26 protein-coding genes are annotated in these 25,466 nt (G+C 72.0%); 12 read left to right on the top strand and 14 right to left on the bottom strand.

Features of this window, described 5'->3' with window-relative positions:
- Positions 1 to 164: 164 nt before the first annotated feature.
- Entirely contained in the window at positions 165 to 863 is a 699-nt protein-coding gene (locus ACFY0D_RS18300) for a SigE family RNA polymerase sigma factor (RefSeq protein WP_327383605.1), read from the top strand.
- 170 nt (positions 864 to 1,033) lie between these two features.
- On the opposite strand, the gene ACFY0D_RS18295 is transcribed toward ACFY0D_RS18300, so the two are convergent.
- From ACFY0D_RS18295 to ACFY0D_RS18280, 4 genes are read right to left on the bottom strand one after another with little or no spacing between them, the layout of a single operon-like run.
- Positions 1,034 to 2,104 carry a C40 family peptidase gene (locus ACFY0D_RS18295; protein ID WP_390799233.1) on the bottom strand — a complete coding sequence of 357 codons (1,071 nt, stop codon included), beginning with the start codon at positions 2,102 to 2,104 and terminating at the stop codon, positions 1,034 to 1,036.
- Positions 2,105 to 2,156: 52 nt separating this feature from the next.
- Complete coding sequence (locus ACFY0D_RS18290) at positions 2,157 to 2,639, bottom strand: poly-gamma-glutamate biosynthesis protein PgsC/CapC (RefSeq protein ID WP_030009641.1); 483 nt, start codon at positions 2,637 to 2,639, stop codon at positions 2,157 to 2,159.
- Complete coding sequence (gene pgsB / locus ACFY0D_RS18285) at positions 2,636 to 4,210, bottom strand: poly-gamma-glutamate synthase PgsB (protein ID WP_390799232.1); 1,575 nt, start codon at positions 4,208 to 4,210, stop codon at positions 2,636 to 2,638. The genes ACFY0D_RS18290 and pgsB overlap by 4 nt, the downstream gene beginning before the upstream one ends.
- Before the next feature lie 6 nt (positions 4,211 to 4,216).
- Positions 4,217 to 6,475, bottom strand: coding sequence for a HAMP domain-containing protein (locus tag ACFY0D_RS18280; RefSeq protein ID WP_390799347.1), 2,259 nt, complete (start codon positions 6,473 to 6,475; stop codon positions 4,217 to 4,219).
- A gap of 336 nt (positions 6,476 to 6,811) precedes the next feature.
- On the opposite strand from ACFY0D_RS18280, the gene ACFY0D_RS18275 reads away from it, so the two are divergent.
- A complete protein-coding gene (locus tag ACFY0D_RS18275; protein ID WP_390799346.1) occupies positions 6,812 to 7,705 on the top strand; it encodes a hypothetical protein in 894 nt (297 codons plus the stop codon).
- 98 nt (positions 7,706 to 7,803) lie between these two features.
- On the opposite strand, the gene ACFY0D_RS18270 is transcribed toward ACFY0D_RS18275, so the two are convergent.
- Positions 7,804 to 8,505: a uridine kinase gene (locus ACFY0D_RS18270; RefSeq protein ID WP_390799231.1), complete on the bottom strand. Its 702-nt coding sequence runs from the start codon at positions 8,503 to 8,505 to the stop codon at positions 7,804 to 7,806.
- 51 nt (positions 8,506 to 8,556) lie between these two features.
- Between ACFY0D_RS18270 and ACFY0D_RS18265 the strand changes: the two genes are divergently transcribed.
- On the top strand, positions 8,557 to 8,907 hold the full coding sequence (locus ACFY0D_RS18265) for a hypothetical protein (protein ID WP_390799230.1): 351 nt from the start codon (positions 8,557 to 8,559) through the stop codon (positions 8,905 to 8,907).
- An 83-nt stretch (positions 8,908 to 8,990) separates the two neighbouring features.
- Here ACFY0D_RS18265 and ACFY0D_RS18260 read toward each other — a convergent pair whose 3' ends face one another.
- Genes ACFY0D_RS18260 through deoC form a run of 3 tightly spaced genes read right to left on the bottom strand, consistent with a single transcriptional unit; the run spans position 8,991 to position 12,287 of the window.
- Positions 8,991 to 9,890, bottom strand: a complete 900-nt coding sequence (locus ACFY0D_RS18260) for an aldehyde dehydrogenase family protein (RefSeq protein ID WP_301367035.1) — start codon at positions 9,888 to 9,890, stop codon at positions 8,991 to 8,993.
- Positions 9,883 to 11,319, bottom strand: a complete 1,437-nt coding sequence (locus tag ACFY0D_RS18255) for an aldehyde dehydrogenase family protein (protein WP_030010884.1) — start codon at positions 11,317 to 11,319, stop codon at positions 9,883 to 9,885. The genes ACFY0D_RS18260 and ACFY0D_RS18255 overlap by 8 nt, the downstream gene beginning before the upstream one ends.
- Before the next feature lie 5 nt (positions 11,320 to 11,324).
- Positions 11,325 to 12,287 carry a deoxyribose-phosphate aldolase gene (gene deoC / locus ACFY0D_RS18250; protein ID WP_390799345.1) on the bottom strand — a complete coding sequence of 321 codons (963 nt, stop codon included), beginning with the start codon at positions 12,285 to 12,287 and terminating at the stop codon, positions 11,325 to 11,327.
- Positions 12,288 to 12,542: 255 nt separating this feature from the next.
- On the opposite strand from deoC, the gene ACFY0D_RS18245 reads away from it, so the two are divergent.
- The 3 genes from ACFY0D_RS18245 to ACFY0D_RS18235 all read left to right on the top strand — a co-directional run bounded on the left by ACFY0D_RS18245 (position 12,543) and on the right by ACFY0D_RS18235 (position 14,103).
- Positions 12,543 to 13,196: a PH domain-containing protein gene (locus ACFY0D_RS18245; RefSeq protein WP_390799229.1), complete on the top strand. Its 654-nt coding sequence runs from the start codon at positions 12,543 to 12,545 to the stop codon at positions 13,194 to 13,196.
- 96 nt (positions 13,197 to 13,292) lie between these two features.
- The gene (locus ACFY0D_RS18240) at positions 13,293 to 13,865 is read left to right on the top strand and encodes a VanZ family protein (RefSeq protein WP_373042630.1); all 573 of its coding nucleotides are present in this window, start codon (positions 13,293 to 13,295) and stop codon (positions 13,863 to 13,865) included.
- A gap of 37 nt (positions 13,866 to 13,902) precedes the next feature.
- Positions 13,903 to 14,103, top strand: coding sequence for a PspC domain-containing protein (locus ACFY0D_RS18235; protein ID WP_390799228.1), 201 nt, complete (start codon positions 13,903 to 13,905; stop codon positions 14,101 to 14,103).
- 42 nt (positions 14,104 to 14,145) lie between these two features.
- Here ACFY0D_RS18235 and ACFY0D_RS18230 read toward each other — a convergent pair whose 3' ends face one another.
- From ACFY0D_RS18230 to ACFY0D_RS18220, 3 genes are all read right to left on the bottom strand, one after another.
- Positions 14,146 to 14,925 (bottom strand): hypothetical protein, encoded by a 780-nt coding sequence (locus ACFY0D_RS18230; RefSeq protein ID WP_390799227.1) that lies wholly within the window; start codon positions 14,923 to 14,925, stop codon positions 14,146 to 14,148.
- Between the two features lie 133 nt (positions 14,926 to 15,058).
- Positions 15,059 to 15,316 (bottom strand): hypothetical protein, encoded by a 258-nt coding sequence (locus tag ACFY0D_RS18225; RefSeq protein WP_390799226.1) that lies wholly within the window; start codon positions 15,314 to 15,316, stop codon positions 15,059 to 15,061.
- A gap of 139 nt (positions 15,317 to 15,455) precedes the next feature.
- On the bottom strand, positions 15,456 to 16,604 hold the full coding sequence (locus tag ACFY0D_RS18220; RefSeq protein ID WP_382539959.1) for an adenosine deaminase: 1,149 nt from the start codon (positions 16,602 to 16,604) through the stop codon (positions 15,456 to 15,458).
- A gap of 113 nt (positions 16,605 to 16,717) precedes the next feature.
- On the opposite strand from ACFY0D_RS18220, the gene ACFY0D_RS18215 reads away from it, so the two are divergent.
- The 3 genes from ACFY0D_RS18215 to ACFY0D_RS18205 all read left to right on the top strand — a co-directional run bounded on the left by ACFY0D_RS18215 (position 16,718) and on the right by ACFY0D_RS18205 (position 19,230).
- Positions 16,718 to 17,452, top strand: a complete 735-nt coding sequence (locus ACFY0D_RS18215; RefSeq protein WP_390799225.1) for an alpha/beta hydrolase — start codon at positions 16,718 to 16,720, stop codon at positions 17,450 to 17,452.
- Between the two features lie 76 nt (positions 17,453 to 17,528).
- On the top strand, positions 17,529 to 17,900 hold the full coding sequence (locus ACFY0D_RS18210) for a cupin domain-containing protein (RefSeq protein ID WP_390799224.1): 372 nt from the start codon (positions 17,529 to 17,531) through the stop codon (positions 17,898 to 17,900).
- A 313-nt stretch (positions 17,901 to 18,213) separates the two neighbouring features.
- On the top strand, positions 18,214 to 19,230 hold the full coding sequence (locus ACFY0D_RS18205; protein ID WP_390799223.1) for a LuxR C-terminal-related transcriptional regulator: 1,017 nt from the start codon (positions 18,214 to 18,216) through the stop codon (positions 19,228 to 19,230).
- Positions 19,231 to 19,578: 348 nt separating this feature from the next.
- Here the strand turns inward: ACFY0D_RS18205 and ACFY0D_RS18200 are convergent, their stop codons facing one another.
- On the bottom strand, positions 19,579 to 20,553 hold the full coding sequence (locus ACFY0D_RS18200) for a LysR family transcriptional regulator (protein WP_390799344.1): 975 nt from the start codon (positions 20,551 to 20,553) through the stop codon (positions 19,579 to 19,581).
- Between the two features lie 62 nt (positions 20,554 to 20,615).
- On the opposite strand from ACFY0D_RS18200, the gene ACFY0D_RS18195 reads away from it, so the two are divergent.
- On the top strand, positions 20,616 to 21,899 hold the full coding sequence (locus ACFY0D_RS18195) for an MFS transporter (RefSeq protein ID WP_390799222.1): 1,284 nt from the start codon (positions 20,616 to 20,618) through the stop codon (positions 21,897 to 21,899).
- A gap of 89 nt (positions 21,900 to 21,988) precedes the next feature.
- Positions 21,989 to 22,687, top strand: a complete 699-nt coding sequence (locus ACFY0D_RS18190; protein WP_390799221.1) for a L,D-transpeptidase family protein — start codon at positions 21,989 to 21,991, stop codon at positions 22,685 to 22,687.
- Here ACFY0D_RS18190 and ACFY0D_RS18185 read toward each other — a convergent pair whose 3' ends face one another.
- Positions 22,688 to 24,004, bottom strand: coding sequence for an MFS transporter (locus ACFY0D_RS18185; RefSeq protein WP_390799220.1), 1,317 nt, complete (start codon positions 24,002 to 24,004; stop codon positions 22,688 to 22,690).
- 216 nt (positions 24,005 to 24,220) lie between these two features.
- Between ACFY0D_RS18185 and ACFY0D_RS18180 the strand changes: the two genes are divergently transcribed.
- A complete protein-coding gene (locus tag ACFY0D_RS18180; RefSeq protein ID WP_390799219.1) occupies positions 24,221 to 25,219 on the top strand; it encodes a sigma-70 family RNA polymerase sigma factor in 999 nt (332 codons plus the stop codon).
- Here ACFY0D_RS18180 and ACFY0D_RS18175 read toward each other — a convergent pair.
- The gene (locus tag ACFY0D_RS18175) at positions 25,115 to 25,453 is read right to left on the bottom strand and encodes an STAS domain-containing protein (RefSeq protein ID WP_382539979.1); all 339 of its coding nucleotides are present in this window, start codon (positions 25,451 to 25,453) and stop codon (positions 25,115 to 25,117) included. The two genes, ACFY0D_RS18180 and ACFY0D_RS18175, sit on opposite strands and share 105 nt — an antisense overlap.
- Positions 25,454 to 25,466: the final 13 nt, after the last annotated feature.

Below are 25,466 nucleotides of genomic sequence, written 5' to 3'. Positions count from 1 at the left end.
TCGGGAGTTCGACCGTCGCGCGACGTGATCCTGTCGCGGTCCTGTCAGAAGTCGCTGTGACACGGCTGTGACAGTCGACGGACACCCCGGTTAAGTCGGCGGGGCAATCTTCTATCAACGCACAACGGACCGAAGCAGACACACTCCACGACGGGGGGCGCGAGATGAACACGCTGCACAGCACCACGACCAGCGCGGTTGTCACGCGGCTGCACGATGTGAACCGCCGGGCGGGTGTCCGTACGGTGGCGGTCGCCCGTCCCCGGCCGGCCCACGTCGTAGCCATTGACGCAAACCAGTACCAGGCGGTTCCCGCCGCCGAGCAGGCTCCTTCCTCCACCTCGGAGGCGGAGTTCACGGCGTACGTCCAGGAGCGGCGTGCCGCCCTGTACGCGACGGCCTTCCACCTCACCGGCGACCGGTACGAGGCCGAGGACCTGCTGCAGAGCGCGCTGTTCTCCACGTACCGCGCCTGGGACCGGATCAGCGACAAGGCGGCCGTCGGCGGCTACCTGCGCCGCACGATGACGAACCTGCACATCAGCGCGTGGCGTCGGCGGAAGCTGAACGAGTACCCGACGGAGGAGCTGCCGGAGACGGCCTCCGACACGGACGCGATGCGCGGTACGGAGCTGCGCGCGGTGCTGTGGCAGGCCCTGACCCGTATCCCGGAGCCGCAGCGCACGATGCTGGTGCTCCGTTACTACGAGGGCCGCACGGACCCGGAGATCGCGGAGATCCTCGGCATCAGCGTCGGCACGGTGAAGTCGAGCATCTGGCGCTCGCTGCGCCGCCTGCGGGAGGACGAGGCGCTCAGCTTCGGCCGTGACGAGGCGGAGTCCTTCGAGGAGCTCGTCGCGTAACGCGGCACACACAGAAGCCATCGGGCCAGGGGGCCCGTCCTACGGGGGTGGGGCGGGGGCCGCGGGGGGAAAAGGCGGGATCGAGCGGACGGGGGTCCGCCTGATCCCGCCTTTTCACATGTCCGGTTTTCACATGTCCGGTGCGTCCGCGGGCCGCGCGGACGGGCGGGTCACAGGCGTTTGGCGCTGCGCAGGGCAGCGGCGTAGTAGCCGTTGCCGTCGAGCCGGGAGGCGCCGCCCTTGTCGCCGATGGTGGGGCCGTTGGCCTCTTCCCGGCTCGATATGAAGATCTTGTGCCCGTCGGTGTCGTTGCCGAGGTACATGCCGGTGTGGTCCAGACGGTCGCCGGTGCGCGCGTCGAGCTTGAAGAACACCAGGTCGCCCGGCTGGAGGACGTCGACGGAGGCCGGCCGGTCCTGCGGTCCGACGCCCCCCAGGGCCAGGATGTCCACGCCGGCCTTCGAGCGGGCCATTCCGTTGGCGGTGCGCGGGAGTCCGTTGCCGCCGGTGTCGGAGGCCATCAGGGGGAAGCGGCCGCGGTAGCCGAAGACCGTGCGGATGAAGCCGGAGCAGTCCAGGGCCCGGTGCTTGGCCTTCTCCGGCTGTTCCGTGGTGCCGTTGCGGAAGGTGTACGGGATGCCGAGGTAGTCGTAGAAGTCCGACTGCTCCAGGCGGAGGTCGTTGCCTTCGGAGCCCTTCGGGTTGAGCGGTCCGAAGGCCGCGTCGCCCCCGTACTGGACGCCGGCCGCGTCCTTCTTGAGCGGGGCCTGGTCGCCGTACTGGAAGGCGATGGCGAAGAGGTCGTCCTCCTCGCTCCCGTAGTACTTCTTGAACCAGTCCTGGAACCACCGCTCGCGCTCCGCGCCGCTGCGCCAGCTCTCGGGGAGCAGGCGGACCCAGTTGTCGGTGACGACGCGGGTCTTGGTGGTGGCCGGCTCGGTGAAGGTACGGCTCTTGCCGGTGAGCGACGCGGTGCGCGCGCCGTCCGTGAAGGTGGCGAGGACGGCACCGTCCGCGCCGCGCAGGACCGAGCGCTCCGGGTTCTTCAGCCGCTCCCACTTCTGGGCGCCCTCCTGGAGACCGCCCTGCTGCACCTGGTCGGTGACGCGCAGCACCTCGGGGGCCTTGGCCTGCTCCTCCTTGCGCAGCTCGTAGGTGAAGTACGCGCTGCCGGCCAGCAGGATCCCCACGACGGCGGCGTGCAGGACGGGTCGGGTGCGGCGGGCGGGCTTGGCGGTCATCGGTGTGCTCCGGGCGGTGCGGGTGGTCGGGCCGGCGTCGGTCAGGCGTCGGTCAGGCGTGCGGCATGAAGCCGAGGAGGATGCCCGAGGTCAGGACGACGTACGTCATGAGGGTCGCGGACCCGGTGGCGAGCAGCGTGGCGCCCTTGGGCTGGCGGACGAGCTGATAGGCGATCAGTCCGGGGACGATGAAGCCGAGGGTCTGGTTCGCGTACAGCAGGGGGAACTTCATCTGGAGCACGATCACCACCGTGGCCTGGAGGAGCACCCCGATGAGGACGACGGCGGCGAACAGGCGCTTGCCGTAGAGGATGACGAACTTCTGGGTGACGAGGGTGAGCGCGTACGTCAGGGCGGTGATGCCGACGACCAGCGCGGCGCGCTGCAGGTCCTCGATGAGGGTGAGCGCGAGCCAGCCGGGGGTGATCATGCCGCCGGGCGAGAGGTTCGTCGTCAGGTAGCAGAGCAGGGAGAACAGCAGGCCCAGCGCGATGCCGATCGCGGCGATCTCGGGGGTGAGGACGGCGGGGATCAACGGGGTTCTCCTGGGCTCTGCCACTGCGGGTTCGGGTCGGGCTCGTACGGGTGGGGCTCGTACGGGTGGGGCGGCCAGGGTTGTCCGTGCGGGTGCGGCTGCTGCGGGTAGGGGCCCTGGTGCCACGGTCCGTCCGGCTGCCGCGGGTACGGGTCCTGCGCCTGGTACGGCGGTCGGCCCTGGGCGGCGGGCAGAGTGTGCTGCTGCGGCGGGTGGACGTACTGCCGCGGCACGGGGGGCTGCGCGAACCTGGCCTCCTGGGCGGCGGTGAGGTCGGCGTACGGGTCGAGGTGCGGGACGTAGCGCGGCTGGGCGGGGGCGGCCTGCCGGGGTGCGGCGGGCTCGCGGTCCGGGGCCACCGCGTGGGGCTCCTCCCGGTCGGGCTCGTCCTCGAAGCCGGGGAGTTCCGCCAGGTGTTCCAGGAGGATCTCGCCCTGGCCGTGGATGTTGCCGATGGCGACCAGCGAGGAGCTCTCGCCCAGGTGGCCGAGCAGCTCGTTCATGAACTCCTCGCCGTCGCGCTGGTCGCCGCCGAGGTCGACGGCGCGCCCGCGCCACTCGGCCGGGATCGCGTCGATGGCGCTCTTGGCCGGGTGTCCGATCACGAAGACCTTGTCGGGCATCAGGTCCGGGACGATCGCGCCCATCTGGCCGTTGCGCTCGACGCGGTCCGGGCGGCAGTTGATCACGACGTTGAGGGGGCGGTCGACTGCGCCGAGGTCGAGGAGCTGGTTGATGTTCATCAGCGTCGACTCGGGGTCGTTCGCGGCGAAGACGTTGGCGAAGCGCACCCGCTTGCCGCCGGGGGCCACGTACCGCTCGACGGAGAGCACGCCGGGGTCCGGCGGGGCGTCGTACATCCCCTGGAGGGCGGTCTCGCGGTCGACGCCGAGAAGCTCGGCGACGGTGAGCGCGATGGCGACGTTCTCCTTGAAGGTGAACCAGCTGAAGCCGCGCAGCTCGTCGTCGCTGACCGTGTCGGGGTCGGCGTAGACGAGCGTGCAGTTCCTCGCGTCGGCCTCCTCCTGGAGCACGTGGAAGCGCTCCTTCTCGGCGGTGACACAGATTCCGCCGTGCGGCATCGAGCGCGACAGGGAGCGCGCGATGTCGTCGAGGGTGGGGCCCATCTCGGCGACGTGGTCCTCGCGGACGTTGCACAGCACGCCGATGGTCGACTGGATCAGCTTGGACTGGTTGATCTCCTGGAGCGCCGGCATGACCGCCATGCACTCCATGACCAGGGCGTGCGGCCGGTAGGCGGCGGCACGCCGGACGATGCCGATCTGTTCGACGACGTTGGCGATGCCGAACTTCCGGTAGACGGGCTCCTCGGTGGCGTCCGGGTGGATGAAGCGGGCCGCGGTGCCGGTGGTCTTGGCGACCGTCACCAGCCCGCCGCCGCGCAGGGCTCCCGCGCACAGCCGGGTGATGGAGCTCTTGCCGCGGATGCCGTTGACCAGCACCCGGTTCGGTATGTGCGCGAGGTTGGCGTAGTGCCGGCGCTGCTCGACGACGCCCGCGACGAGCATGACCAGGCAGCAGAAGAGCAGTACGCAGTAGAGGAAGAGCACGGCGGATCAGTTCCTTCCGGCCGGGGTGGCACGGCCGGGCGTCCGGCCGGTGCTGCCGCCGGCGGCGTCCCGCTTGCGCTGCTCCAGCAGCTGCAGGCGGATGACTTCGAGGCTGCGGGTGACGGCGCCGACCTCGTCGTGGTGGGTCGGGTAGACGACGGTGCGGCGGTCGCCGTCGGCCAGGGCCTCCGCACGCCGGGCGAGGTCGCGCAGGGGCCGCACCACGATGATGTGGATCCAGCCGAGGCAGGCGACGGCGCCCGTGAGGCCGAGCAGTCCGGCCAGGACGGTGCGGTTCTGCGCGGTGTACGCGGGGATCTCCAGGCCCTTGGCCGGCTGCCGGGTGACGACGGTCCAGTCCAGGGGCTGGGCCACGCCTCCGCCGGTCATCGGCGCCGCGGCGGCGATGGCGACGCCGCCGTCGCGGAGCAGGGCGCTCTTGGCGCGCGGGCCCTTGTCCGGCTTCCCGTCGGCGCCGCTCTTCTCGTTCGCGCCGCTCTTGTCGCCGGCGGCGCTCACGAGGGCGTCGAGCTTGGCGTCCGCCAGCGGGGCGAAGGCCAGGTAGCCGTTGTTGCCGCCGATCACCCGGTGCCCGGCGTCGACGACGCGGACCTCGCCCAGGCCGGGCCGCTTGAGCAGGCCGTTGAGGAAGTCGATGCGCAGCTCGCCGACCACGGCGGCGCCGGCCAGGCCGGGCGCCTCGGCGTACTCGGTGATGACGGGCCGGTTGCCGCTGTCGACCAGGGTCACGGGCTGCTTCGAGGGGCCTTGGCCGGCGGGGTGGTGGGGTGTGCCGCCGGCGCGGGCCAGGACGGTGCCGTCGGCGTTCAGGACGTAGAGGGATTCGTAGCGTCCGTGCTGGCTGCGGGTGCGCTCCAGCAGCTTGGTCAGGTCGGCGGGGGTGGTCTTGTCGCTGATGACGGAGGCGACGGAGGTGAGGTCGGCGTGTCCTTCGTTGAGGGCGCGGCGTACCCGGTCGGCCAGGGTGTCGGTGCGTTCGCGCTGGTCGTCGACGATCGTCCTGGGGACGGCGGCGGAGGTCCCCGCGCGGTTGAGCGTCAGCAGGAGCGGCGCCGACCAGACCAGGAGCAGGATCCCGCACACCCCGAGGAGGGCGCGGGTCCCGATCCGGGAGCGGCGGCCCCCGCGAGGGCCCTCGGTCTGCGCTGCGGGCTCGCCGAGGAGCTGTCGGCGCAGCCGGTCGAGGGCGGCGCCGATGCGGGCGGCCTCGCCGTACTTCGGCACGGTGACGGGCCGGTTCAGGTCGCCGCGGCCGATCCGGCGGCTCTCCAGGAACAGCCGGAGCAGCGGGCGCTGCACGGTGGTCACGAGCAGGGCCACGGCCAGTGCTCCGAGCACCAGCAGGGCGGCGGACGCAGCGATCCAGAAGAAGGAGTCGACGGCGGCGGAACGTTCCTCCGCGACACCGACGAACGAGACGACGGTGAGGCCGAGGGCGGTCGCGTCGGTGCCCACACCGGGCTGCGAGCCGGTGAGCTTCGCATATCCGGCCACGGAGCGGTGACCGTCCCTGGAGTCCCCGAGGAGGCTGCCGCTGACGCCCGCGAAGCCGCCGGAGCCGGGCTCCTTGGCCTGGAGGGGGTGCCGCGCGGCCTTCTGGGCGACGGTTTCCGCGAACTTCGCGAGCTGCTTCTTCTCCTGCCCGGAACCACCGACACCGTCGCTGCCGAGGACCTGGCCGGAGGAGTCGAGGACGGCGATGGCGCGGGACCTGCCCAGGCTGACGCCCGGAACCTTCAGGCTGCTGGAGGCGACCAGGAGCTGCTGGGGGCGGTCGGGCCAGGACAGCAGGGCGAGGGTGAGCAGGCGGGTCTCGCCGTTCTCCAGCCGGACCATGCGGGGGGCGAGGCCGGACTCCCCGTCGAGCGCGGTCAGGTCGAGGGCGGTCAGCGGGAGGTTCTCGCCGCGCTGCGCCTCCAGCCGGCCCGACTTGATCTCGATCACGGCCGTGCCGCGCCACTTCTGGTAGACGCTGCCGAGCTTGTCGAGCACGGAGTCGGGCGAGACCGGTTTGCCGGAGCTGAACAGGGAGGCGGTCCTGCCGATGTCCGTGATGCTCTCGTCCAGGGAGGCGCGCAGGGCGATGGCGCCGTCCTCCGCGAAGTACTGCTGGGAGGTGAGGACGGCAGGCGGTACGGTCTCCCTGCCCACGTGCCCGAGTTGGAACGCGGTGAGGGCGGCGAGGGCCAGCAGCAGGGCGGACAGGGCCGCGATGGGCGGACGGATGCCGCCCAGCAGCGACATGTCGGCCCGACGGCGGTTCCGGTGCCGCCGCTGCGGTCGCGACGCGGCCAACGCGGGCTCCTCTTCGTTCTGTCCTGGAGCCGGTGCGGCCTAGGGAGTGTGATGATCTGGGCTTACGGGGGCGCGGCGGGTGCCGCGAGGGCCTCGGGGCGTCCGGTCAGCGCGGGCCGGTCGGCCGGCGGCGCCCGGTGCCGGGCGGGCCAGGACGAAGAGCGGAGGGACGAAAACCGGAATGCATCACTCCGCTATTTTCGTATGACTATGAGCGCTCTACCGACCAGGCGAATAACGATTGCGGTTCTGTGCGGCGTTTTCATCGCCCTTTGTGCCGTTTTGGTGCTTCGGCCGGAGAGCCCGGACAACGCACCGCCGGCCCGCCCGGCCGGCCCCGCTCCCCAGCGCTCCGCCGACCCCGATCTGGAGCGGCGGATCGCCGCCTTCACCGCCGGCTTCAGCGAACGCGGGGGGTACCGCACCCCCGTGGACCAGGAACGACTGGCGTTCACCAAGGCGTTCGCCCACCTGCTCGACGGCGATCCGGAAGCGGCGCGGACCGGCTTCTCCGAGATCGACTTCGCCCTCCGCACCGTCACGGACGGCGTCGGCGGACACCGGTACGCCGAGGTGGCGGACGGGGTGAGTGAATCGGGCCACACCAGCCGCGGCTGGGGCCGGGTCTACGTCGACCTGGACCGGCCCGCACGCTGGTCGGTCCAGGTCCCCCACCCCGTCGCCGACAGCCGTACCGAACTCCTCGGGGCACGGGTGCTGCGCGGCGCACCCGGCGGGGTGCTGGTGCTCGCGGGCGCCCACCGCGATGCGGGCGAGGACGGGGCGGCGGACGTCGCACACCGCGACGACTCGGTCTTCCACGCCGTGGTGGAGGAGCTGGCGCGGCGGAACCTGCCGGGGGTCCAGCTGCACGGATTCGCCGACGAGTCGTTCCGCGGGCGCGACGTGGTGGTCTCCACGGGAGCCGGCGACAGCGCCCTGGCGGACGCGGAACAGCTGACCGCCGCGCTGCGCCGCGACGGCCTGGAGGTCTGCACGGCGTACTCCGCGCGCTGCAAGCTCGCCGGCCGGGAGAACGAACAGGGCCGGACCGCCGCCGACCGGCAGTCCCGCTTCCTCCACGTCGAACTGAACAAGACGCTCCGCGGCGACGACCGCGGCCTCGACCGGGCCGCGGCCGCGATCACCACCCTGACGGAACGCTGGTCCCGCCGGTGAGGAAGGACCCCTGGGGGGGTGTCGTGCCGGTCAGGCCGGATCAGGGAGCGGTGCCGGCCACCGCGAGCCCGACCTGATCGGCAAGACACCCCACAGCACTAGGCCGGGGTCGCCGTGCGGTGGCGGCCCGCGGCGGCCGCCGCCAGGCGGCCGAGTGCCTCGTCGCCGGCGCAGGCGTGCGCGCCCAGCGCCACATGGCGGGCCACGATGCCGCGTTCGGCACGCATCAGCCGCAGGCCCCTGCGCAGCAGGAACGGCACCGACTTGCGGCCCTCCCGCAGGTCACGGGCCAGCCTGCGGCGGAAGGTCGTCGAGGGGCGCCCCCGCAGGCAGATGGCGTCCGCGAGGAGGCCGAGTTCCTGGCAGCGGGCGGCCACGTCGGCGGCGAAGATGCCCTCCGCGATGAACAGCGGGGTGCGGGCGATGTCCAGGCTCTCGGTGCCCGTGCGGGCGCTCGTCGCGATGTCGTAGACGGGGACGTCGGTCCGCCCCGCCGCGCACAGTTCGGCGATCGCGGCGACCGCCGCGTCCGCGTCCCAGGACAGCGGGGAGTCCCAGTCGATGTCGGAACTGCCGTCGACGAGCGGGAGGGTGGGGTCGACGCCCTCCTTGTAGAAGTCGTCGAGGCGCAGCACGGGCAGCCCTGAGCGGGCGGCCAGCGAGGATTTTCCTGAGCCCGACGGACCGGTCAGCAGGACGACACGGGTCGGCGAAGTAGAGGGGGAGCTCACGGGACACCAGTCTGAACCATTCCCCCGGGTAGGGGATCCTCCCGGTGACCGGTTGGTGTCCAGGAACACACCTCAACTACGCTGCGTGCGCACGCGACCACGACCTCAGGCGGGATCACCATGGCACGTCACGCAGCCCCTTCCCTTCCGAACCGGCTCCGCAGCGCCGGACTGACCGTCTCGATGGCGGGTGCGGCCCTGGCGATGGCCGCGGGCGGCGCGCAGGCCGGTGAGCTCGACGTCCCGGCGGCCCTGGCCGGGGTCACCGACCCGATCGCGAACCTCAAGGTGAACCCGCTCGCCCACACCGGCGTGGACCCGCTGGACAACGGCGTCGCCACCCAGGTCGCGGACTTCCCGTCCGTCGGGACCGGGATGGTCACCGACATCGTGACCCAGGGGCCCTCGGTGGGCGAGCTGCCGACCGCCGCCGCCACCTCGCTGCTCGGACCGGTGCTCCCGAAGGCGTAGGCGCGAACACAGGGCGCGAGAAGGCCCCGGCAGCGCGGGGGACGCTGCCGGGGCCGGTCTCGTACGGGGGCCTGTCCCGGGAACTAGTAGGACGAGCCGCCCGCGCCCAGCGACCCGGTGGGGTGCCAGACGGTCTTGGTCTCCAGGAACGCCGTCATGCGCGACGTGCCCGGGTCGGCGCTCCAGTCGTCCACAGGCTGTGGACGCAGGACGCGCTTGAGGTTGTCGGCCGCCGCGATCTCCAGCTCCTTCGCCAGCGCCGTATCGGCTCCGGCCAGGTCGATCGCGTTGACGTCCTGGTGGGACGCCAGGTGCGGGCCCATCTCGCCGGCCTTGCCGGACAGGATGTTGACCACGCCGCCGGGCAGGTCGGAGGTGGCGAGCACCTCGCCCAGGGAGAGGGCCGGCAGCGGGGACTTCTCGCTGGCGATGACGACGGCGGTGTTGCCCGTCGCGATCACCGGGGCGATCACCGAGACCAGGCCCAGGAAGGACGACTCCTGCGGGGCGACGACCGTGACGACACCGGTCGGCTCCGGGGTGGAGAGGTTGAAGAACGGGCCCGCGACCGGGTTGGCCCCGCCCACGATCTGGCCGATCTTGTCGGTCCAGCCCGCGTACCAGACCCAGCGGTCGATGGCCGCGTCGACGACCGCGCCGGCCTTCGACTTGGACAGGCCCTCGGCCTCGCCGACCTCGCGGACGAACTGCTCGCGGCGGCCCTCCAGCATCTCGGCGATGCGGTAGAGGATCTGGCCGCGGTTGTACGCGGTCGCGCCGGACCAGCCGCCGAAGGCCTTGCGGGCCGCGACGACGGCGTCACGCGCGTCCTTGCGGGAGGACAGGGGGGCGTTGGCCAGCCACTTGCCCTTGGAGTCGCTCACCTCGTACACCCGGCCGCTCTCGGAGCGGGGGAACTTGCCCCCGACGTACAGCTTGTAGGTCTTGAAGACGTTCAGACGGGTCGCAGAAGACTCAGACATCGAGGTAGCCCTCCAGGCCGTGGCGGCCGCCCTCGCGGCCGAAGCCCGACTCCTTGTAGCCGCCGAAGGGCGAGGTCGGGTCGAACTTGTTGAACGTGTTGGCCCAGACGACTCCGGCGCGGAGCTGGTTCGCGACCGCGAGGATGCGCGAGCCCTTCTCCGTCCAGATGCCGGCGGACAGGCCGTACTGGCTGTTGTTGGCCTTGGCGACGGCCTCGTCGGGCGTACGGAAGGTCAGCACGGACAGCACCGGGCCGAAGATCTCGTCGCGGGCGACGGTGTGCGCCTGGGTGACGTTCGTGAAGAGCGTCGGGGCGAACCAGTAGCCGGAGGACGGCAGCTCGCACGCCGGGGACCAGCGCTCGGCGCCCTCGGCCTCGCCGGTCTCCGCGAGCGCGGTGATCCGGGCGAGCTGCTCGGCGGAGTTGATCGCGCCGATGTCGGTGTTCTTGTCGAGCGGGTCGCCCAGGCGCAGCGTGGAGAGCCGGCGCTTGAGGGAGTCCAGCAGCTCGTCGTGGATCGACTCCTGGACCAGCAGGCGGGAGCCCGCGCAGCAGACCTGGCCCTGGTTGAAGAAGATGCCGTTGACGATGCCCTCGACGGCCTGGTCGATGGGGGCGTCGTCGAAGACGATGTTGGCGCCCTTGCCGCCCAGCTCCAGGGTGACCTTCTTGTCGGTGCCGGCGACGTGGCGGGCGATCTTCTTGCCCACGGCGGTCGAGCCGGTGAAGGCGACCTTGTTGACGTCCGGGTGCTCGACGAGAGCCGCGCCCGCGTCGCCGTATCCGGTGAGGATGTTGACGACACCCTTGGGCAGGCCCGCCTGGCGGCAGATGTCCGCGAAGAACAGCGCGGAGAGGGGGGTCGTCTCGGCGGGCTTCAGCACGACGGTGTTGCCGGTGGCGAGCGCCGGGGCGATCTTCCAGGCCAGCATCAGCAGCGGGAAGTTCCACGGGATGACCTGGCCGGCCACGCCGAGCGGGCGCGGGTTCGGGCCGTAGCCCGCGTGGTCGAGCTTGTCGGCCCAGCCCGCGTAGTAGAAGAAGTGCGCCGCGACCAGGGGAAGGTCCGCGTCGCGGGTCTCCTTGATCGGCTTGCCGTTGTCCAGGGTCTCCAGGACGGCGAGCTCGCGGCTGCGCTCCTGGATGATCCGGGCGATGCGGAAGAGGTACTTGGCGCGCTCGGAGCCCGGCAGCGCGGACCAGGAGGCGAAGGCCTTACGGGCGGCCTTGACGGCGCGGTCCACGTCGGCGGCGCCCGCCTGGGCGACCTCGGCGAGGACCTCCTCGCTGCTCGGCGAGACGGTCTTGAAGACCTTGCCGTCGGCGGCGTCGGTGAACTCACCGTCGATGAAGAGCCCGTAGGAGGGGGCGATGTCGACGACCGAGCGGGACTCGGGAGCCGGTGCGTACTCGAATGCAGATGCCATGGTGATCAGTCCACCGTCACGTAGTCGGGACCGGAGTAACGGCCGGTGCTCAGCTTCTGGCGCTGCATCAACAGGTCGTTGAGCAGGCTGGAGGCGCCGAAGCGGAACCAGTGGTTGCTCAGCCAGTCCTCGCCCGCGGTCTCGTTGACCAGGACCAGGAACTTGATCGCGTCCTTGGTGGTGCGGATGCCGCCGGCCGGCTTCACGCCGATCTGGATTCCAGTCTGCGCGCGGAAGTCGCGTACGGCTTCGAGCATGAGCAGGGTGTTCGCCGGAGTGGCGTTGACCCCGACCTTGCCGGTCGACGTCTTGATGAAGTCGGCGCCCGCGAGCATGCCGATCCAGGAGGCCCGGCGGATGTTGTCGTAGGTCGACAGCTCACCGGTCTCGAAGATGACCTTCAGGCGCGCGGCACTGCCGTCCTCGCGGACGCAGGCCTCCTTGATGGCCTTGATCAGCTCGTACGTCTCCAGGTAGCGGCCGGCGAGGAAGGCGCCACGGTCGATGACCATGTCGATCTCGTCGGCGCCGGCGGCGACGGCGTCACGGGTGTCCGCGAGCTTGATCGGCAGCGCGGCGCGGCCGGCCGGGAAGGCGGTCGCGACGGAGGCGATCTTGACGTCGGCGCCGTTCAGCGCGGCCTTGGCGGTGGCCACCATGTCGGGGTAGACGCAGACCGCGGCGGTCATGGGCGTCGTACGGTCGGTCGGATCGGGGTTGACGGCCTTGGCGGAGAGCGCCCGGACCTTGCCCGGGGTGTCCGCGCCTTCCAGCGTCGTCAGGTCGATCATCGAGATGGCCAGGTCGATGGCGTACGCCTTGGCCGTCGTCTTGATCGAACGGGTGCCGAGGGAGGCCGCGCGGGCCTCCAGGCCGACAGCGTCGACGCCGGGCAGCCCGTGCAGGAAGCGGCGCAGCGCACTGTCGGACGTCGTCACGTCAGCGAATGCGGTGAGGGTGGTGGGCATGGTCACCAGATGAGCATATCTACGCGCGTAGCGACCTGTCACCCCCGCCCCCGGATCCGCTATGGAATCGACACCTCCCCTCTTTGCCACGCGCCCCTGACAGGAGCGAGATCGTCCGCACGGACGAAATCCATGACTTTGTTCTCGGCAGCCCGCCGGACACGCACCCGGCTCTCACCGACGGCCACCGGCCCGAGGACTTCATCCTGTACGCCGATCTCGTGGGCTGAGATGGCGTGGGGCAGAATCGACCCCATGAGCAGCCAGCAGCCGACCGACGAGCCGGTGTACGCAGACCGGGTCTACCGATCCTCCATGGGCGTCGTCTCGGGGGTACTGCTGCTCGCGCTGACCGCCTGGCTCTGCGGCGACGCCGTGCTGCGGGGCTCCGGCAACACCCCGTGGATCGGACTGGCGGTGGCGCTGTGCGTCGTTCCGCTGATCGTCGCGTTCACGATCCGCCCGGCCGTCTTCGCCAACGAGGACCGGTTGCGCGTGCGGAACCCCTTCCGGATCATCGAGCTGCCCTGGGCGGCCGTGGACGCGGTGCGCGCCGGCTACTCGGCCGAGGTGCTGGCCGAGGGGTCGAAGTACCAGCTCTGGTCCGTGCCGGTCTCGCTGCGGGAACGGAAGAAGGCCAACCGGCAGCAGATGCGCCGCAACGCGATCGACCGCCGCGACCCGGGCAGCTCGGGCGACCCCGGCGCGCGGTCCCGTACCTCAGCCGCCGCCTCCGAACCGATGCGGGCCAATGCCGACCGGATCGTCGACGAGCTTCAGGGACTGGCCGAGCTGAACGCCGCGCGGCCGGGCGCGCAGGGCAGCGTGCGCGTGCGCTGGTCGTACGAGATCATCGCGCCCGCCCTGGTCGGCGCGCTGGTTCTGATCGTTCTCATCGCCACGCGCTGACCGGCCAGGACGCCGGGTACGACCCTGTCGGGTGCTCCCCGCCACACCCCCCTCCGGGCCGGAACCGGGGCTACCGGGTGATGCGTCCTCGCAGGTGTGCAGCGTCATGAGGCCGGCGAAAGCGCCGCCACCGCGATCCACCTCCGTCTCCGACTCCTGGCCGGGGTCCTGCTCGCCGCCCATTTCGTGGTCGTCGGCTGGCTGACTCTGCGGCCGCTGGACGTGCCCTGGGCCGCGGCGGCCAATCTGAGCCCGCTGGAGGGGATCACGGCGGATCTGGCCCTCGGTCCGCTGGAGGCCGCCCGGCAGATCGGCGAGGGGCTCGCGCTGCTGGCCCCGCTCGGGGTGCTGGTGCCGTTGATCAGCGGACGGCTCGCGCCGTCCGCCCTGTCGGCGTGGTCCTCGCTGGCCCGGACGGCCGCCGCGGGCGCGCTGGTGTCGGTGTGCATCGAGATGCTGCAGACCGCGGTTCCGGGGCAGGTCGTGGACGTGGACTCGGTGCTGCTGAACACGGTCGGTGTGGTGCTCGCGCACGTGGCCGTCGTACCGGCGCTGCGCGCCCGGCTGAGGCGCTCACACACCGTTTATCAGGGGGATACCCCGAAGATTTCCAGGGTCGGGCTCGGCCCCTGGACCGACGTTCTGTCGGCGGTCCAGCGGGAGTATTGAGCCATCGCAGAAAGCGATACCGACGAAGGAGAATCTCATGAGCGCCCTGGTCCGCCCCCGTGACGGCCGCTGGATCGGCGGAGTCTGCGCCGGACTGGCGCGGCGTTTCGGAATTTCGACGAACGCGATGCGCGCCATTTTCGTCGTCTCGTGCCTGCTGCCGGGCCCGCAGTTCCTGGTCTACATAGCGCTGTGGGTGCTGCTGCCGAACGAGAAGCCCGCTTCGGCAGCCTGGTAGTCCGGCGGCCGGGCGGTCGTCCGGCCGCGCCGGATCGTCCGGTCAGCCGGTCCGCTGGACCTTCTGGATCTTCTCCAGCTGCTTGTCGGCCACTTCCTGCGGCACCTGCGCCTTCTGCTGGGCCGCCGCCGCCACATTGAGGGCCGTCAGCCGCACGACGGTGTCGCCCTCGCGTACGACGACCAGGTGGACCTGCGCCGAGACACCCTGGGCGGCGGCGGTCATGGTCCAGCTGGCGCTCTCGTCGCCGCCCGCGCGGTAGTCGACGGGGCGCACCTCACGGTAGGCGCCGGTCTGCTTCCCGACCGTGGCCGAGAAGCCCGTACCGCAGGCGGCGACGGCGGCCTTGAGCCGGGCGATCAGCGCCTTGGCGTCGCTCTCGGAGTAGGAGCTGACGGAGGCGGAGACGGCCAGCCCGACCTGCTTCTGGGAGCCGACACCGCGGCTGAGGGTCTCGCGCGCGGACGGGTCCGGCTTGTCGCCCATGATGTCGGCCAGCGGCTGGCAGGCCTTCCTGTCGGCCTGCGGCTGGCCGTCCGGGGCGCCCGGGTTCTTGCCCTGGGCGGAGATCTGGTAGCCGGGCAGGTCGCCCTGTGCCAGCGCGGACCGCTCAAGCCTGCTGCCACCGGTCTTCGGCGCGGCCGCTCCCGTCGCCACGGCGGAGGGCGCCGGGGCTCCGGGTGCGGCGGAGGCGCTGCCCGCGGAGCCCTTGGGGTCGGGGGCCTTGCCCGTCGCGGGGGTGTGTGTGGTGCTGCATCCCACCGCCGCGAACAGCAGGGTGGGGACCAGCGCGACCATCGTCGCTCGTGCCTTCATGCGCATGACCGAGAACCTCGTACCCAAGACGTCGGCGGGCAGTTGGTGGCGATCGTGGCACACGGCGCGGCGGGACACATGCCCGATCGAGGGGCATGCACCCACCGCACGCGCGTACGAATTCACGGCAGGAGCAGCGTCAGCCGCCGAGGCCGTTCAGGGCGCCGGTGAGCGGGGTCAGGGCTCCGGTGATCTGGGTGGTGGGGTCGCTCGACTGCTGGGCCTCGCCGCCCACCTGCTGCTGGCTGGTGACGCCCTGGAGCGCGCCGGTGGCGGTGCCCACCATGTCGGTCACTCCGATCGCCGGGACGGCGGCGGAGGCGGTACCGGCGGCGACCGCGGCGAACGCGGCACCGAGAACGGCGGTACCGAGGGTCTTGGCAGCTGACTTCTTCATGAAAAGTTGTCCTTGCGACGGGGAATTGAGCGGCTCCGCAAACTAGTCACTTCAAACCCCCGTCCGCAAACATCCTTAAATACGAGAAAGCGCCCGGGGATTATCTCCCCCGGGCGCTTCCGCTAGGTCATGCCGTGGCCTAGGCCGAGACAGAACCCCTGGTGGAAGCGGTCTGCTGGAACAGCCACTCCGACTTCAGCTCCGCATAGCCGGGCTTGATCACTTCATTGATCATGGCCAGTCGTTCATCGAAAGGAATGAACGCGGACTTCATCGCATTGACGGTGAACCACTGCATGTCGTCGAGGGTGTAGCCGAAGGTGTCGACCAGGTGCTCGAACTCGCGGCTCATGCTGGTGCCGCTCATCAGGCGGTTGTCCGTGTTGACCGTGAGCCTGAAGTGCAGCTTGCGCAGCAGACCGATCGGGTGCTCGGCGTACGAGGCGGCCGCGGCGGTCTGCAGGTTCGAGGTCGGGCACATCTCCAGGGGGATGCGCTTGTCCCGGACGTACGAGGCCAGGCGGCCCAGGGTCACGGAACCGTCCTCGGCGACCTCGATGTCGTCGATGATCTTCACACCGTGACCGAGGCGGTCGGCGCCGCACCACTGCAGGGCCTGCCAGATCGACGGCAGGCCGAAGGCCTCGCCCGCGTGGATGGTGAAGTGGTTGTTCTCGCGCTTGAGGTACTCGAAGGCGTCGAGGTGGCGGGTGGGAGGGAACCCGGCCTCGGCGCCGGCGATGTCGAAGCCGACCACGCCGTTGTCGCGGTAGCGGTTCGCCAGCTCGGCGATCTCCAGCGCGCGGGCGGCGTGGCGCATCGCGGTCAGCAGGGCGCCGACGCGGATGCGGTGGCCGTTGGCCTTCGCGCGGCGCTCGCCCTCGCGGAAGCCGTCGTTCACGGCCTCGACGACCTCTTCGAGGGAAAGGCCGGCTTCCAGGTGCTGCTCGGGCGCGTAGCGGATCTCGGCGTACACGACGCCGTCCTCGGCCAGGTCCTCGGCGCACTCGGCGGCGACCCGGAAGAGGGCGGCCTTCGTCTGCATGACCGCGCAGGTGTGCGCGAAGGTCTCCAGGTAGCGAGGCAGGGAGCCGGAGTCGGCGGCCTCGCGGAACCAGACGCCGAGCTTGTCGGCGTCGGTCTCGGGGAGGTTCTCGTAACCGACCTCACGGGCCAGCTCGATGATGGTCCCGGGGCGCAGTCCACCGTCGAGGTGATCGTGCAGCAGCACCTTCGGGGAACGACGGATCTGATCCGGGGTCGGCAGGTTGGGGGTCTCGCTCGTCATCTGCGCACTCTACTCCTACGCGCGTAGAGCGGAATGTCCCCGGCGGGCGTCGATATGTAACAGAGACCGCGCGGACGGATGGCGTACACCTGAAGGTCTGAGACTGTTCCGCCATGGCACAGCATGCGCCGCCGGCGCGCGGGGCCCGCCTGGGGCGGGCGGCCGGCGCGAGAACCGGCTCGGGTTCGACGGAAAGTGCGGTCAACGGGGTGGTGCTCCTGCTTCCCGGGGCCTCCAGATTCTCCCCGGGTCCCCTGCGTCCGCTCGCGCGGGCACTGGCCCGGGCGGGCGCGGCGGAGGGGCTGGTCACGCACATGGTCATCCACGGCGGGGACTCCGCCCGGGAGGAACAGGCGGGGTGGGCCGCGGACGAGGCGGTGCGGCGGTACGGGGACGTGCCGGTGTGCCTGGCCGGCTATGACGCGGGGGGCCTGGCCGCGCTGCGGGCGGCGGGCCACGGGGCCGTCAACTCGGTCGTGGTGATCGCCCCTTGCTTAGAGGCAGCGTCCCGGACCGACTCCCCTGAACCGGTGAAACAGCTGTCCGGACGGCAGGTGTTGATCGTGCACGGCACCAACGACGCGCGCAGCGACCCGGAGGACTCCTTCCGGCTGGCGGCGCGCGCGAAGAAGGCGAATCGTTCGACCTGCCGCTTCGAGGTGCATTCGGACGGGCACGGGCTGCGCGAGCACCAGCCGGAAGTGGTGGCGCTGGCCGTGGATTTCATCCTGGGCGCGGTCTCCTCGGGGCGGTACTCGCGGCCGGTGACCGACGCCCTGGCCGCGCCCCCGCCGCTGGGCCTGCGGATGCCGCTGGCCTCGGGCTTCGGGAGGTCACTGAGGCGGTGATCCACGGGCCCGGCTCGGCGCGCGTACCGTGGGAAGCGGACTCGGGGCGCTGCTCGACTTCCGGAGGCGACCGGCCATGGGCGGATTGGTCCACAGGAACTTCGACAAGCCCGACGAGACGCGGCCCTTCGAGGCCGGCACGGGCAGGCTGGACCTCTTCAACACCGAGGGCGGGGCGGTGGGGCGCGCGGTCTTCGAACCGGGCTGGCGCTGGTCGCTGCACATCAAGCCGCTGGCCGGCACGGACAGCTGCCGCTCCGCCCACACCGGGTACGTCGTGAGCGGCCGGATGAAGATCGTCATGGATGACGGGGAGAGCAGCGAGATCGGCCCGGGCGACTTCATCCAGATCGCCCCCGGGCACGACGCCTGGGTCCTGGGTGACGAGCCGTGCGTGGCGCTGGACTGGACCGGCTACACCGACTACGCGAAGCCGGCCGCGGGCTGACGGTTTCGGGGGCAGGCTTCGGGGTCGCGTTTCGGGGTCGCGCCAGTCCGTCCGTACCCGCCGCTCCGCCCCCTCACGGTCGGATGGCACCGATGGATCTGGCGCGACCACCACGGCGGGCCGCGGGCTCAGCAGGACACGGGCCCCCGTGCTCGCCTGGGTGTCCGCTGCCGCATACCGCGCTTCCCCCTCACGCCGTGTTGCCACTGTGCCTCTTCGGCATATGCCGATGGTGGCCGTCCAGGCGTCGTCTTGCCGCCTTGCGGGAACACGAGGGGTTTATAAATGGGCACAACTCGGGACGCATACGCATATGCCTCCCGAGGAATCCGGGCCGGCCGGAACTGCCGGGGAGCTGAGCCCCGCCGCCCGGCGCCTGTACGCGTACGCCGTCGAGCGGCACGCCTTTGACCTGTGCGAGGCCACCGGGGCCCTGGGCGTACGCGCGGCCGCCGCGATCACCGAGCTGGCGGCCGCGCATCTGCTCCAGCGGGCCCCGGGCGACGACCCGGACCGCTGGAGCGCGGTGGCCCCCCGGGCCGCGGCGGCCCGGGCCCTGGCCCCGCTGGCCCTGCTCGTACGGGAGACCCACGACGAGATGGACCGGCTGCGCGGGCGGCTGGAGGCGCTGGTGCCGGCGTACGAGGCGGGGACCGCGCACCGGGACCTCAGCGCATCGGGCCGGCTGGAGCTGGTCACGGACCTCGGGGCGGTGCGGGGGCTGATCGCGGAACTGGTCGCGGCGTGCGAGCGGGAGCTGCTGACCTCGCAGCCGGGTGGGGGCCGCCCGCTGGAGACGCTGGAGGAGTCGATCGGGCGGGACGAGTCACTGCTGACGCGCGGGGTCCGGATGCGCACGATCTACCAGCACACGGCACGCTACTCACGCCCCACGGCGGCGTACGTCGAGCGGGTGACGGCGCTGGGCGCCCAGGTACGGACCCTGGGCGACGGGCTGATGCGGATGCTGATCTTCGACGACCACACGGGGCTGATGGCGGTGCCGGACCGCAGCGGGGCGGCGCTGGTGGTGCGGGAGCCGAGTGTCGTGCACTTCATGACGGCGGCCTTCGAACGCTCCTGGGTGGGTGCGGAGCCCTTCCCCATGTCGGTGAGCCCGGAGGCGGCCCGGTCGATCTCGGACGAGCTGCGGCAGACGATCGTCCGGCTGCTGTCGGAGGGGCTGGAGGACAAGGTGATCGCGCGCCGGCTGGGCATGTCGGAGCGGACCTGCCAGCGGCACATCGCCGAGATCATGCGAGCGGTGGGCGCCAAGTCCCGCTTCCAGGCGGGCTACTTGCTGTCCCCGCCCCGACCGCCGGGCCCGTAACGCCCGAGGCCAATCCAGCCTGCCTCAGGGGCACCCAGCCCCGCCGGGGGCCGTATCCAGCCTCGCCGGAGCCAAACCCAGCCTCGCCGGCGTTTGAGGCGCGGGTCCGGGCCGAGCCCGGTGCCCGGCGGAGCCGGGTTTCGGGGGGGGGGGGGGGCCGCCCCCCGCCCCCCCGCCCCCCCCCCCCCGCCGCGGGGGGGGGGCGCGGGGGGCGGCCCCCCCCCCCCCCTGCCCGGCGGAGCCGGGTTTCCTGGGGCTCCGCCCCAGACCCCGCGCCTCAAACGCCGGCGAGGCTGGAATGTGGAGTTGGCCGGACCGGGCGGGGTAGGTCGGTCGGCAGTGGCCCGGCTAGGGCAGGGGTTCCAGTTCGGGGATCAGGCGGCCGCGGCGGGAGAGCAGGAAGCGCTTGAACTCCGCCACCGGCGGGGTGTCGGGGTGGCCGTCGAGCCAGGCGAGGCCGATCTCGCGGACGGCCCGCGGGGCGGTGACCGTCAGCTCGACCACGCCGGGGCGGGCCACGGCCGGGGGCGGCAGCAGGGCCACGCCGAGGCCGGCGGCGACCAGGCCGCGCAGGGTCTCGGCCTCCTCGCCCTCGAAGGCGACCTTCGGGGTGAACCCGGCCTCCGCGCACAGGTCGTCGGTGATGCGGCGCATGCCGTAGCCGGGCTCCAGGGTGACGAAGGTTTCCTCGGCGGCCTCGGCGAGGCGGATGCGCTTGCGGGTCGCGAGCCGGTGGTCGTCCGGGACCACCAGCCGCAGCCGCTGTTCGTCGAGGCGCCGGGCGACCAGGTCGGGGGCGTCCGGCAGCGGAGAGGTCAGGCACAGGTCGAGTTCGCCGGCCCGGAGCTTCTCCAGCATGGCCTCGCCGTAGTTCTGGACGAGGGAGAAGCGGATGCGCGGGTGGTCGGCGCGGAAGGCGCGGATGAGGCCGGGTACGGTCTCGGACCCGAGGGTGTGCAGGAAGCCGAAGGCCACCTTGCCGGCCGCCGGATCGGCGTCCTGCTGCACGGATTCGGCGGCGCGGCCGATCTCCGTGAGGGCCTGCTCGGCCGAGGCCAGGAAGGTGCGGCCGGCCGTGGTGAGGGCGACCGTACGGCCCTTGCGGGCGAACAGCGTGACGCCCAGGTCCTGTTCGAGCCGGACCATGGCGCGGGACAGGGTGGACTGCGGGACGCCCAGCTCGTGGGCGGCGCGGGTGACGTGCTCGTGGCGGGCGACGGCGACGAAATGGGCCAGCCGTGGCGCCAGCAAGGTTGTCACGGCCATGTCTTCTTCGTAACGGTTCATTGACATCCACGCTCCTGAGCTGGGTTGATGCAGCAGTGGATTGATTATTGCGATTCCGTGCATTGGACGCATGAAAAAGACAGGCCTACCGTCGAAGCATGCCTCCCGTTCATACCGGGGCACCCGTCATCCCGGGTGCCTCCACCCCGTCGTCCCCCGCACCGCAGCCCCTCTCCCCCGGCCGCCCCGGCTACCGCCGGATGAGCCTCGCGCTCTTCGCCGCCGGACTCGCGACGTTCGCCCTCCTCTACTCCACCCAGGCGCTGTTGCCCGCGATCTCCGCCGGCTTCGGGGTGACGGCGGGCCAGGCCAGCTGGACGGTGTCGGCGGCCACCGGCGCGCTCGCGCTGTTCGTCCTCCCGCTGAGCGCGCTGTCCGAGCGGTTCGGCCGCACCCGGATGATGACGTACTCGATGGTGATCGCCGTCGGCGTCGGTCTGCTGGTGCCGTTCGCGCCGAACGTGGAGTGGCTGGTGGCGCTGCGCGCCGTCCAGGGCGCGGCGATCGCCGGGATCCCGGCCTCCGCGATGGCGTACCTGGCGGAGGAGGTCAAGCCGAAGGCTCTGGTGGCCGCGATCGGCCTGTTCGTGGCGGGGAACTCCATCGGCGGGATGAGCGGCCGGCTCGTCACCGGCTGGGCGGCTCAGCTGTGGGGCTGGCGGGCGGGCCTGCTGGCCGTCGCCCTGATGGCGCTGGCGTGCGCCGTGGCCTTCCTGGTGCTGCTGCCGCGGGCGCGGTTCTTCCGCCCGGCGTCGCTGAACCCGCGCGCGGTGGGCCGTACCGTCGCAGGGCACCTGCGCGACCCGCTGCTGCTGCGTCTGTACGGGATCGGCGCGCTGTTCATGACGGTCTTCGGCGCGGTCTACACCGTGATCGGCTACCGGCTGGTGGACGAGCCGTTCTCGCTCGGGCAGGGCGTGGTCGGGTCGATCTTCCTGATCTACCTGGTCGGCACGGTCTCCTCGGCCGCCGCCGGCAAGCTGGTCGCCCGTACCGGGCGGCGCGGCGCGCTGTACCTGGCCGTGACGACGACGGCGCTCGGGCTGCTGCTGTCGCTGTCCGACTCCCTGGCGGTGATCGTGCTCGGGCTGGTCCTGATCACGGCGGGCTTCTTCGCGGGGCACGCGGTGGCCTCGGCCGCGGTGAGCCGGACGGCGAAGACGGGCCGGGCGCAGGCCTCGGCGCTCTACCAGTCGGCGTACTACCTCGGCTCCAGCGCCGGTGGCACCCTGGGCGCCCTGGCCTACCACGGGGCCGGTTGGGCGGCCACGGTCGGCATCGCGCTGCTGGCGGTGCTCGGCGTCGTGTCGATCACCCTGTATGGGTCCCACGCGGCGCGCGCGGAGCGGCGGATGCCGGCGTCGGCCGTGGGCGCGCGCTGACGAAATCTACGCCCCCGCCGTAGGCAACCCCTGCTTGTTTTCCGGGCATTCAACACGGAGGACATGCTGTGCGAGCAGGGGAGGACCGGATGGGTACGAGGTTCGGGGCGCGGGCGGCGGTGCTGGGCGGGGCGGTCGCGCTGGCGCTGCCGGTGGTGGTCGCGGGAGGCGGGGCGGCGCAGGCCGCCGTCTCCTGCAACCTCACCACCGGGCCGTACCAGCGGCAGGTCGAGCAGTTCCTCGGCCGGCCGGTGGACGGGAAGCAGTCGGCGGCCGACTGCACGGCGATCCGGTCCTTCCAGGCGAGCCACGGGATCACCCCGACCCAGGGCTACGCCGGGCCGCTGACCTGGCAGACGATGAGCACGATGCTGGCCCAGCGGGCGGCCGGCAGCACGCCGAACAAGGCGGGTGCCTGCCCGGTGAACCGGGGGCGGATCGCCTGCGTCGACCTGACGCGGCAGCTCAGCTGGATCCAGGACGGCGCCACCCTGAAGTACGGGCCCGTCCCGGTCCGCACCGGCAAGGACGGCACGGAGACGCGCACCGGCTTGAAGAAGATCTACTACCGGAACATCGACCACTGGTCGACGCTCTACAACGTCTCGATGCCGTACGCGCAGTTCTTCGACGGCGGCATCGCCTTCCACTCGACCACCAAGAGCATGTGGAACCCGCCCGGTTCGGGCGGCTGCGTGAACATGCGCTCCGCCGACGCCAAGGCGTACTGGAACCTGCTGGGGCAGGGCGAGGACGTCTACGTGTACGGGCGCAAGCCCGGCACCTAGCTAGGCCGGCGGGGCTACAGGCTCGGAGGGGGCGGGCGAGGGCGCGGGCGCGGGCTCGGCGCTCAGGCGGGCCAACCGCCGCTGGGCGGAGCGGCGTTGGACGAGGGACAGGCCCGCCACCCCGGCCCCGAGGGCCAGCCAGCCGGCCGGGCCGGCCGCCATCACCGCGCCGGTGAGCAGCAGCGGGCCCGCGGACTTCTGGACGGACTGGGCCATGCCGGCCACGCCGAGGTACGAGGCGCGAGCCTCCTGCGGCGCGAGGGAGACCGCCAGTTCCCAGGAGCTCACCGAGCGCATCAGCTCCGCCGCGGTGGCCAGCACGGCCGCGGCGAGCAGGGCCGCCGAGGCGGCCCAGGCCCCGCCCGCGGGGGCGGTGGCCAGGAAGAGGCAGCAGGCGAGCGTCGTCAGGCCGTACAGGCCGACCGCGCCCGTCGCCTGGCGGGCGTCCCGGACCCGCGCCGACACCCGTAGCTGCAGGGCGACGACGAGCACGGTGTTGATGACCAGGAAGGCCGGGATCAGGGCGTGCGGGGCCGCGGTGTGGCCGACGAGCCACAGCGGCACGCCGACGCCGAGGATCGAGTCGTCCAGGTTCATCGGGATGTCCAGCAGGACGAACCGCAGGTAGCCGCGGTCCCGCCAGGGGCTAAGCCCGGCCACCGGAGCGCCTTCCTCCGCCCCGGGCCGTGCGACCACGAGCCCGCGGCCGTGCGGCTCCTGGGTGCGCCACACCAGGGCTGCGGCCACGAGGAACGACAGGGCGTTGGCCAGGATCAGCACCTGATAGGCGCCCCGGGTGCCGACGGCCAGTCCGATGACGGCGAGGCCCGCGCCGAGGGCGTATCCGGCGTTCGCCGAACTGCGCGACAGCGCCTGGTAGGTGGAGCGCCGCTCGCCCGCGACCCGGGTGGCGAAGAGCATCTCCAGCGTCTTGGCCGCCCGGTCTCCCAGGTGGGTGACGGCGAACAGGAGCATCAGCAGGCCGAAGTCGGTGACCACCAGCAGCACGCAGAGGGCCCCGAGGCGGAGGAGGTGGCATCCGATCAGCAGGGTGCGCACCTGGAACCGGTCGGCGAGGTGGCCCGCCAGCGGCGATCCGGCGATGCCCGCCACCCCGGCCGCACCCAGCAGCAGGCCCAGCTGCCCGGCGTCGAGGCCGACGACGAAGGTGAAGTAGAGGACGGAGGACGCGGCCCACACACCGGTACCCGCTCGGTCCAGCGCCTGGGTGAGGAGCATGATCCGCGCATCACGGCCGCCGGGCGGCCGGCGCAGTTGCGCCAGCAGACCGCCGTCCCCCTGCCGTGCCGTCCGCATCCGCCTGCCGCGCCGCATCCCAGTCCCCCGTGTCGACCGTGCCCACCGTCATGTATCTCGACGTCGAGATACATGACGGAAGCCTGCCGCAGATTAATCTTGACGTCAAGAAACTTGATGGCGACATAAATAGGGCGGTCCGGCGCTTCCGGCTGCCGTTGTCAGACCCCTCCGGTAGGTTCCGAAGGAGCGGAACGACCAGGGGGATGGACGGACATGAGCGACCTCGCCACCGATATGGACCTCGACACCGCGATGGACCGGTACCGGGTCGAGCTCACCGGCTACTGCTACCGCATGCTCGGCTCGTCCTTCGACGCCGAGGACGCGGTGCAGGACACGTACATCCGCGCCTGGCGCAGCCACGCCACGTTCGAGGGCCGCTCCTCGCTGCGGTCGTGGCTGTACCGGATCGCCACCAACGTCTGCCTGGACCTGCTGAACGCCGGGAACAGGCGGGCCCGCCCGATGGACCTGAGCGCCCCGCAGCACCAGGCCTCCGCCGTGCTCAACGAGCGCCCCGAGGTGACCTGGCTGGAGCCGGTCCCGGACGGCCGGGTGCTGCCGCAGACCGCCGACCCGGCGGAGATGGCGCTGGCGAAGGAATCCGTGCGCCTGGCCTTCGTCGCGGCGCTCCAGCACCTGCCGGCGAAGCAGCGGGCGGTGCTCATCCTGCGCGAGGTGCTGGCCTGGAAGGCCGACGAGGTGGCCCGGCTCCTGGAGACCACGACGGCCTCGGTGAACAGCGCCCTCCAGCGGGCGCGGGCCACCCTGGCCGGGCAGTCGCTGCGCGACAGCGACCCCGCGGATCCGCTCGACGCGGACCAGGCGAAGCTGCTGGAGCGGTACCTCTCCGCCTTCGAGGCCTACGACATCGCGCGGCTCACCACCCTCCTCCACGAGGACGCGGTGCTCTCGATGCCGCCGTTCGACCTGTGGCTCCAGGGCCACGAGGACATCGCGGCCTGGCACCTGAACCAGGGCATCGGCTGCAAGGGCTCCCGGCTCGTCCCGACGACGGCGAACGGCCTGCCCGCCTTCGGCCAGTACCGTCCGCGCGAGGACGGGCGGCCGGGCCACACCCCGTGGGCGCTCCAGGTGCTGGAGATCTCAGACGGCAAGATCGTCGGGCTCAACGCCTTCCTGGACACCGCGCGGTGGTTCCCGCTGTTCGGCCTCCCCGAGCAGCTCGACGAGGCCTACGAGGTCCAGTAGGGCCCGCAGGGCGGGCGCGGCCCCGGTCACCCGCAGGGGCCGCCCCCGGGCGGCCAGCCGCAGCCGGGCCAGCACCTCGACGTCGGCCAGCCCGGGCGCGGTCACCGCGGCGGCGTCGCAGACCACCGCGCCCGCCCCGCCGTCGTAGAGCAGGGCCAGCCGGGCGCACAGCAGCGCGGTGTCCTGCGGGGCGGCCGGTCCGGGTCCTGGCAGCACGAGTCGTCGGATCTCCACGAGAGGGTGACTC

The organism is Streptomyces sp. NPDC001502 (assembly GCF_042894785.1).
Taxonomy (GTDB): domain Bacteria; phylum Actinomycetota; class Actinomycetes; order Streptomycetales; family Streptomycetaceae; genus Streptomyces; species Streptomyces kutzneri.
This window is presented reverse-complemented; position numbering and strand designations above follow the sequence as displayed.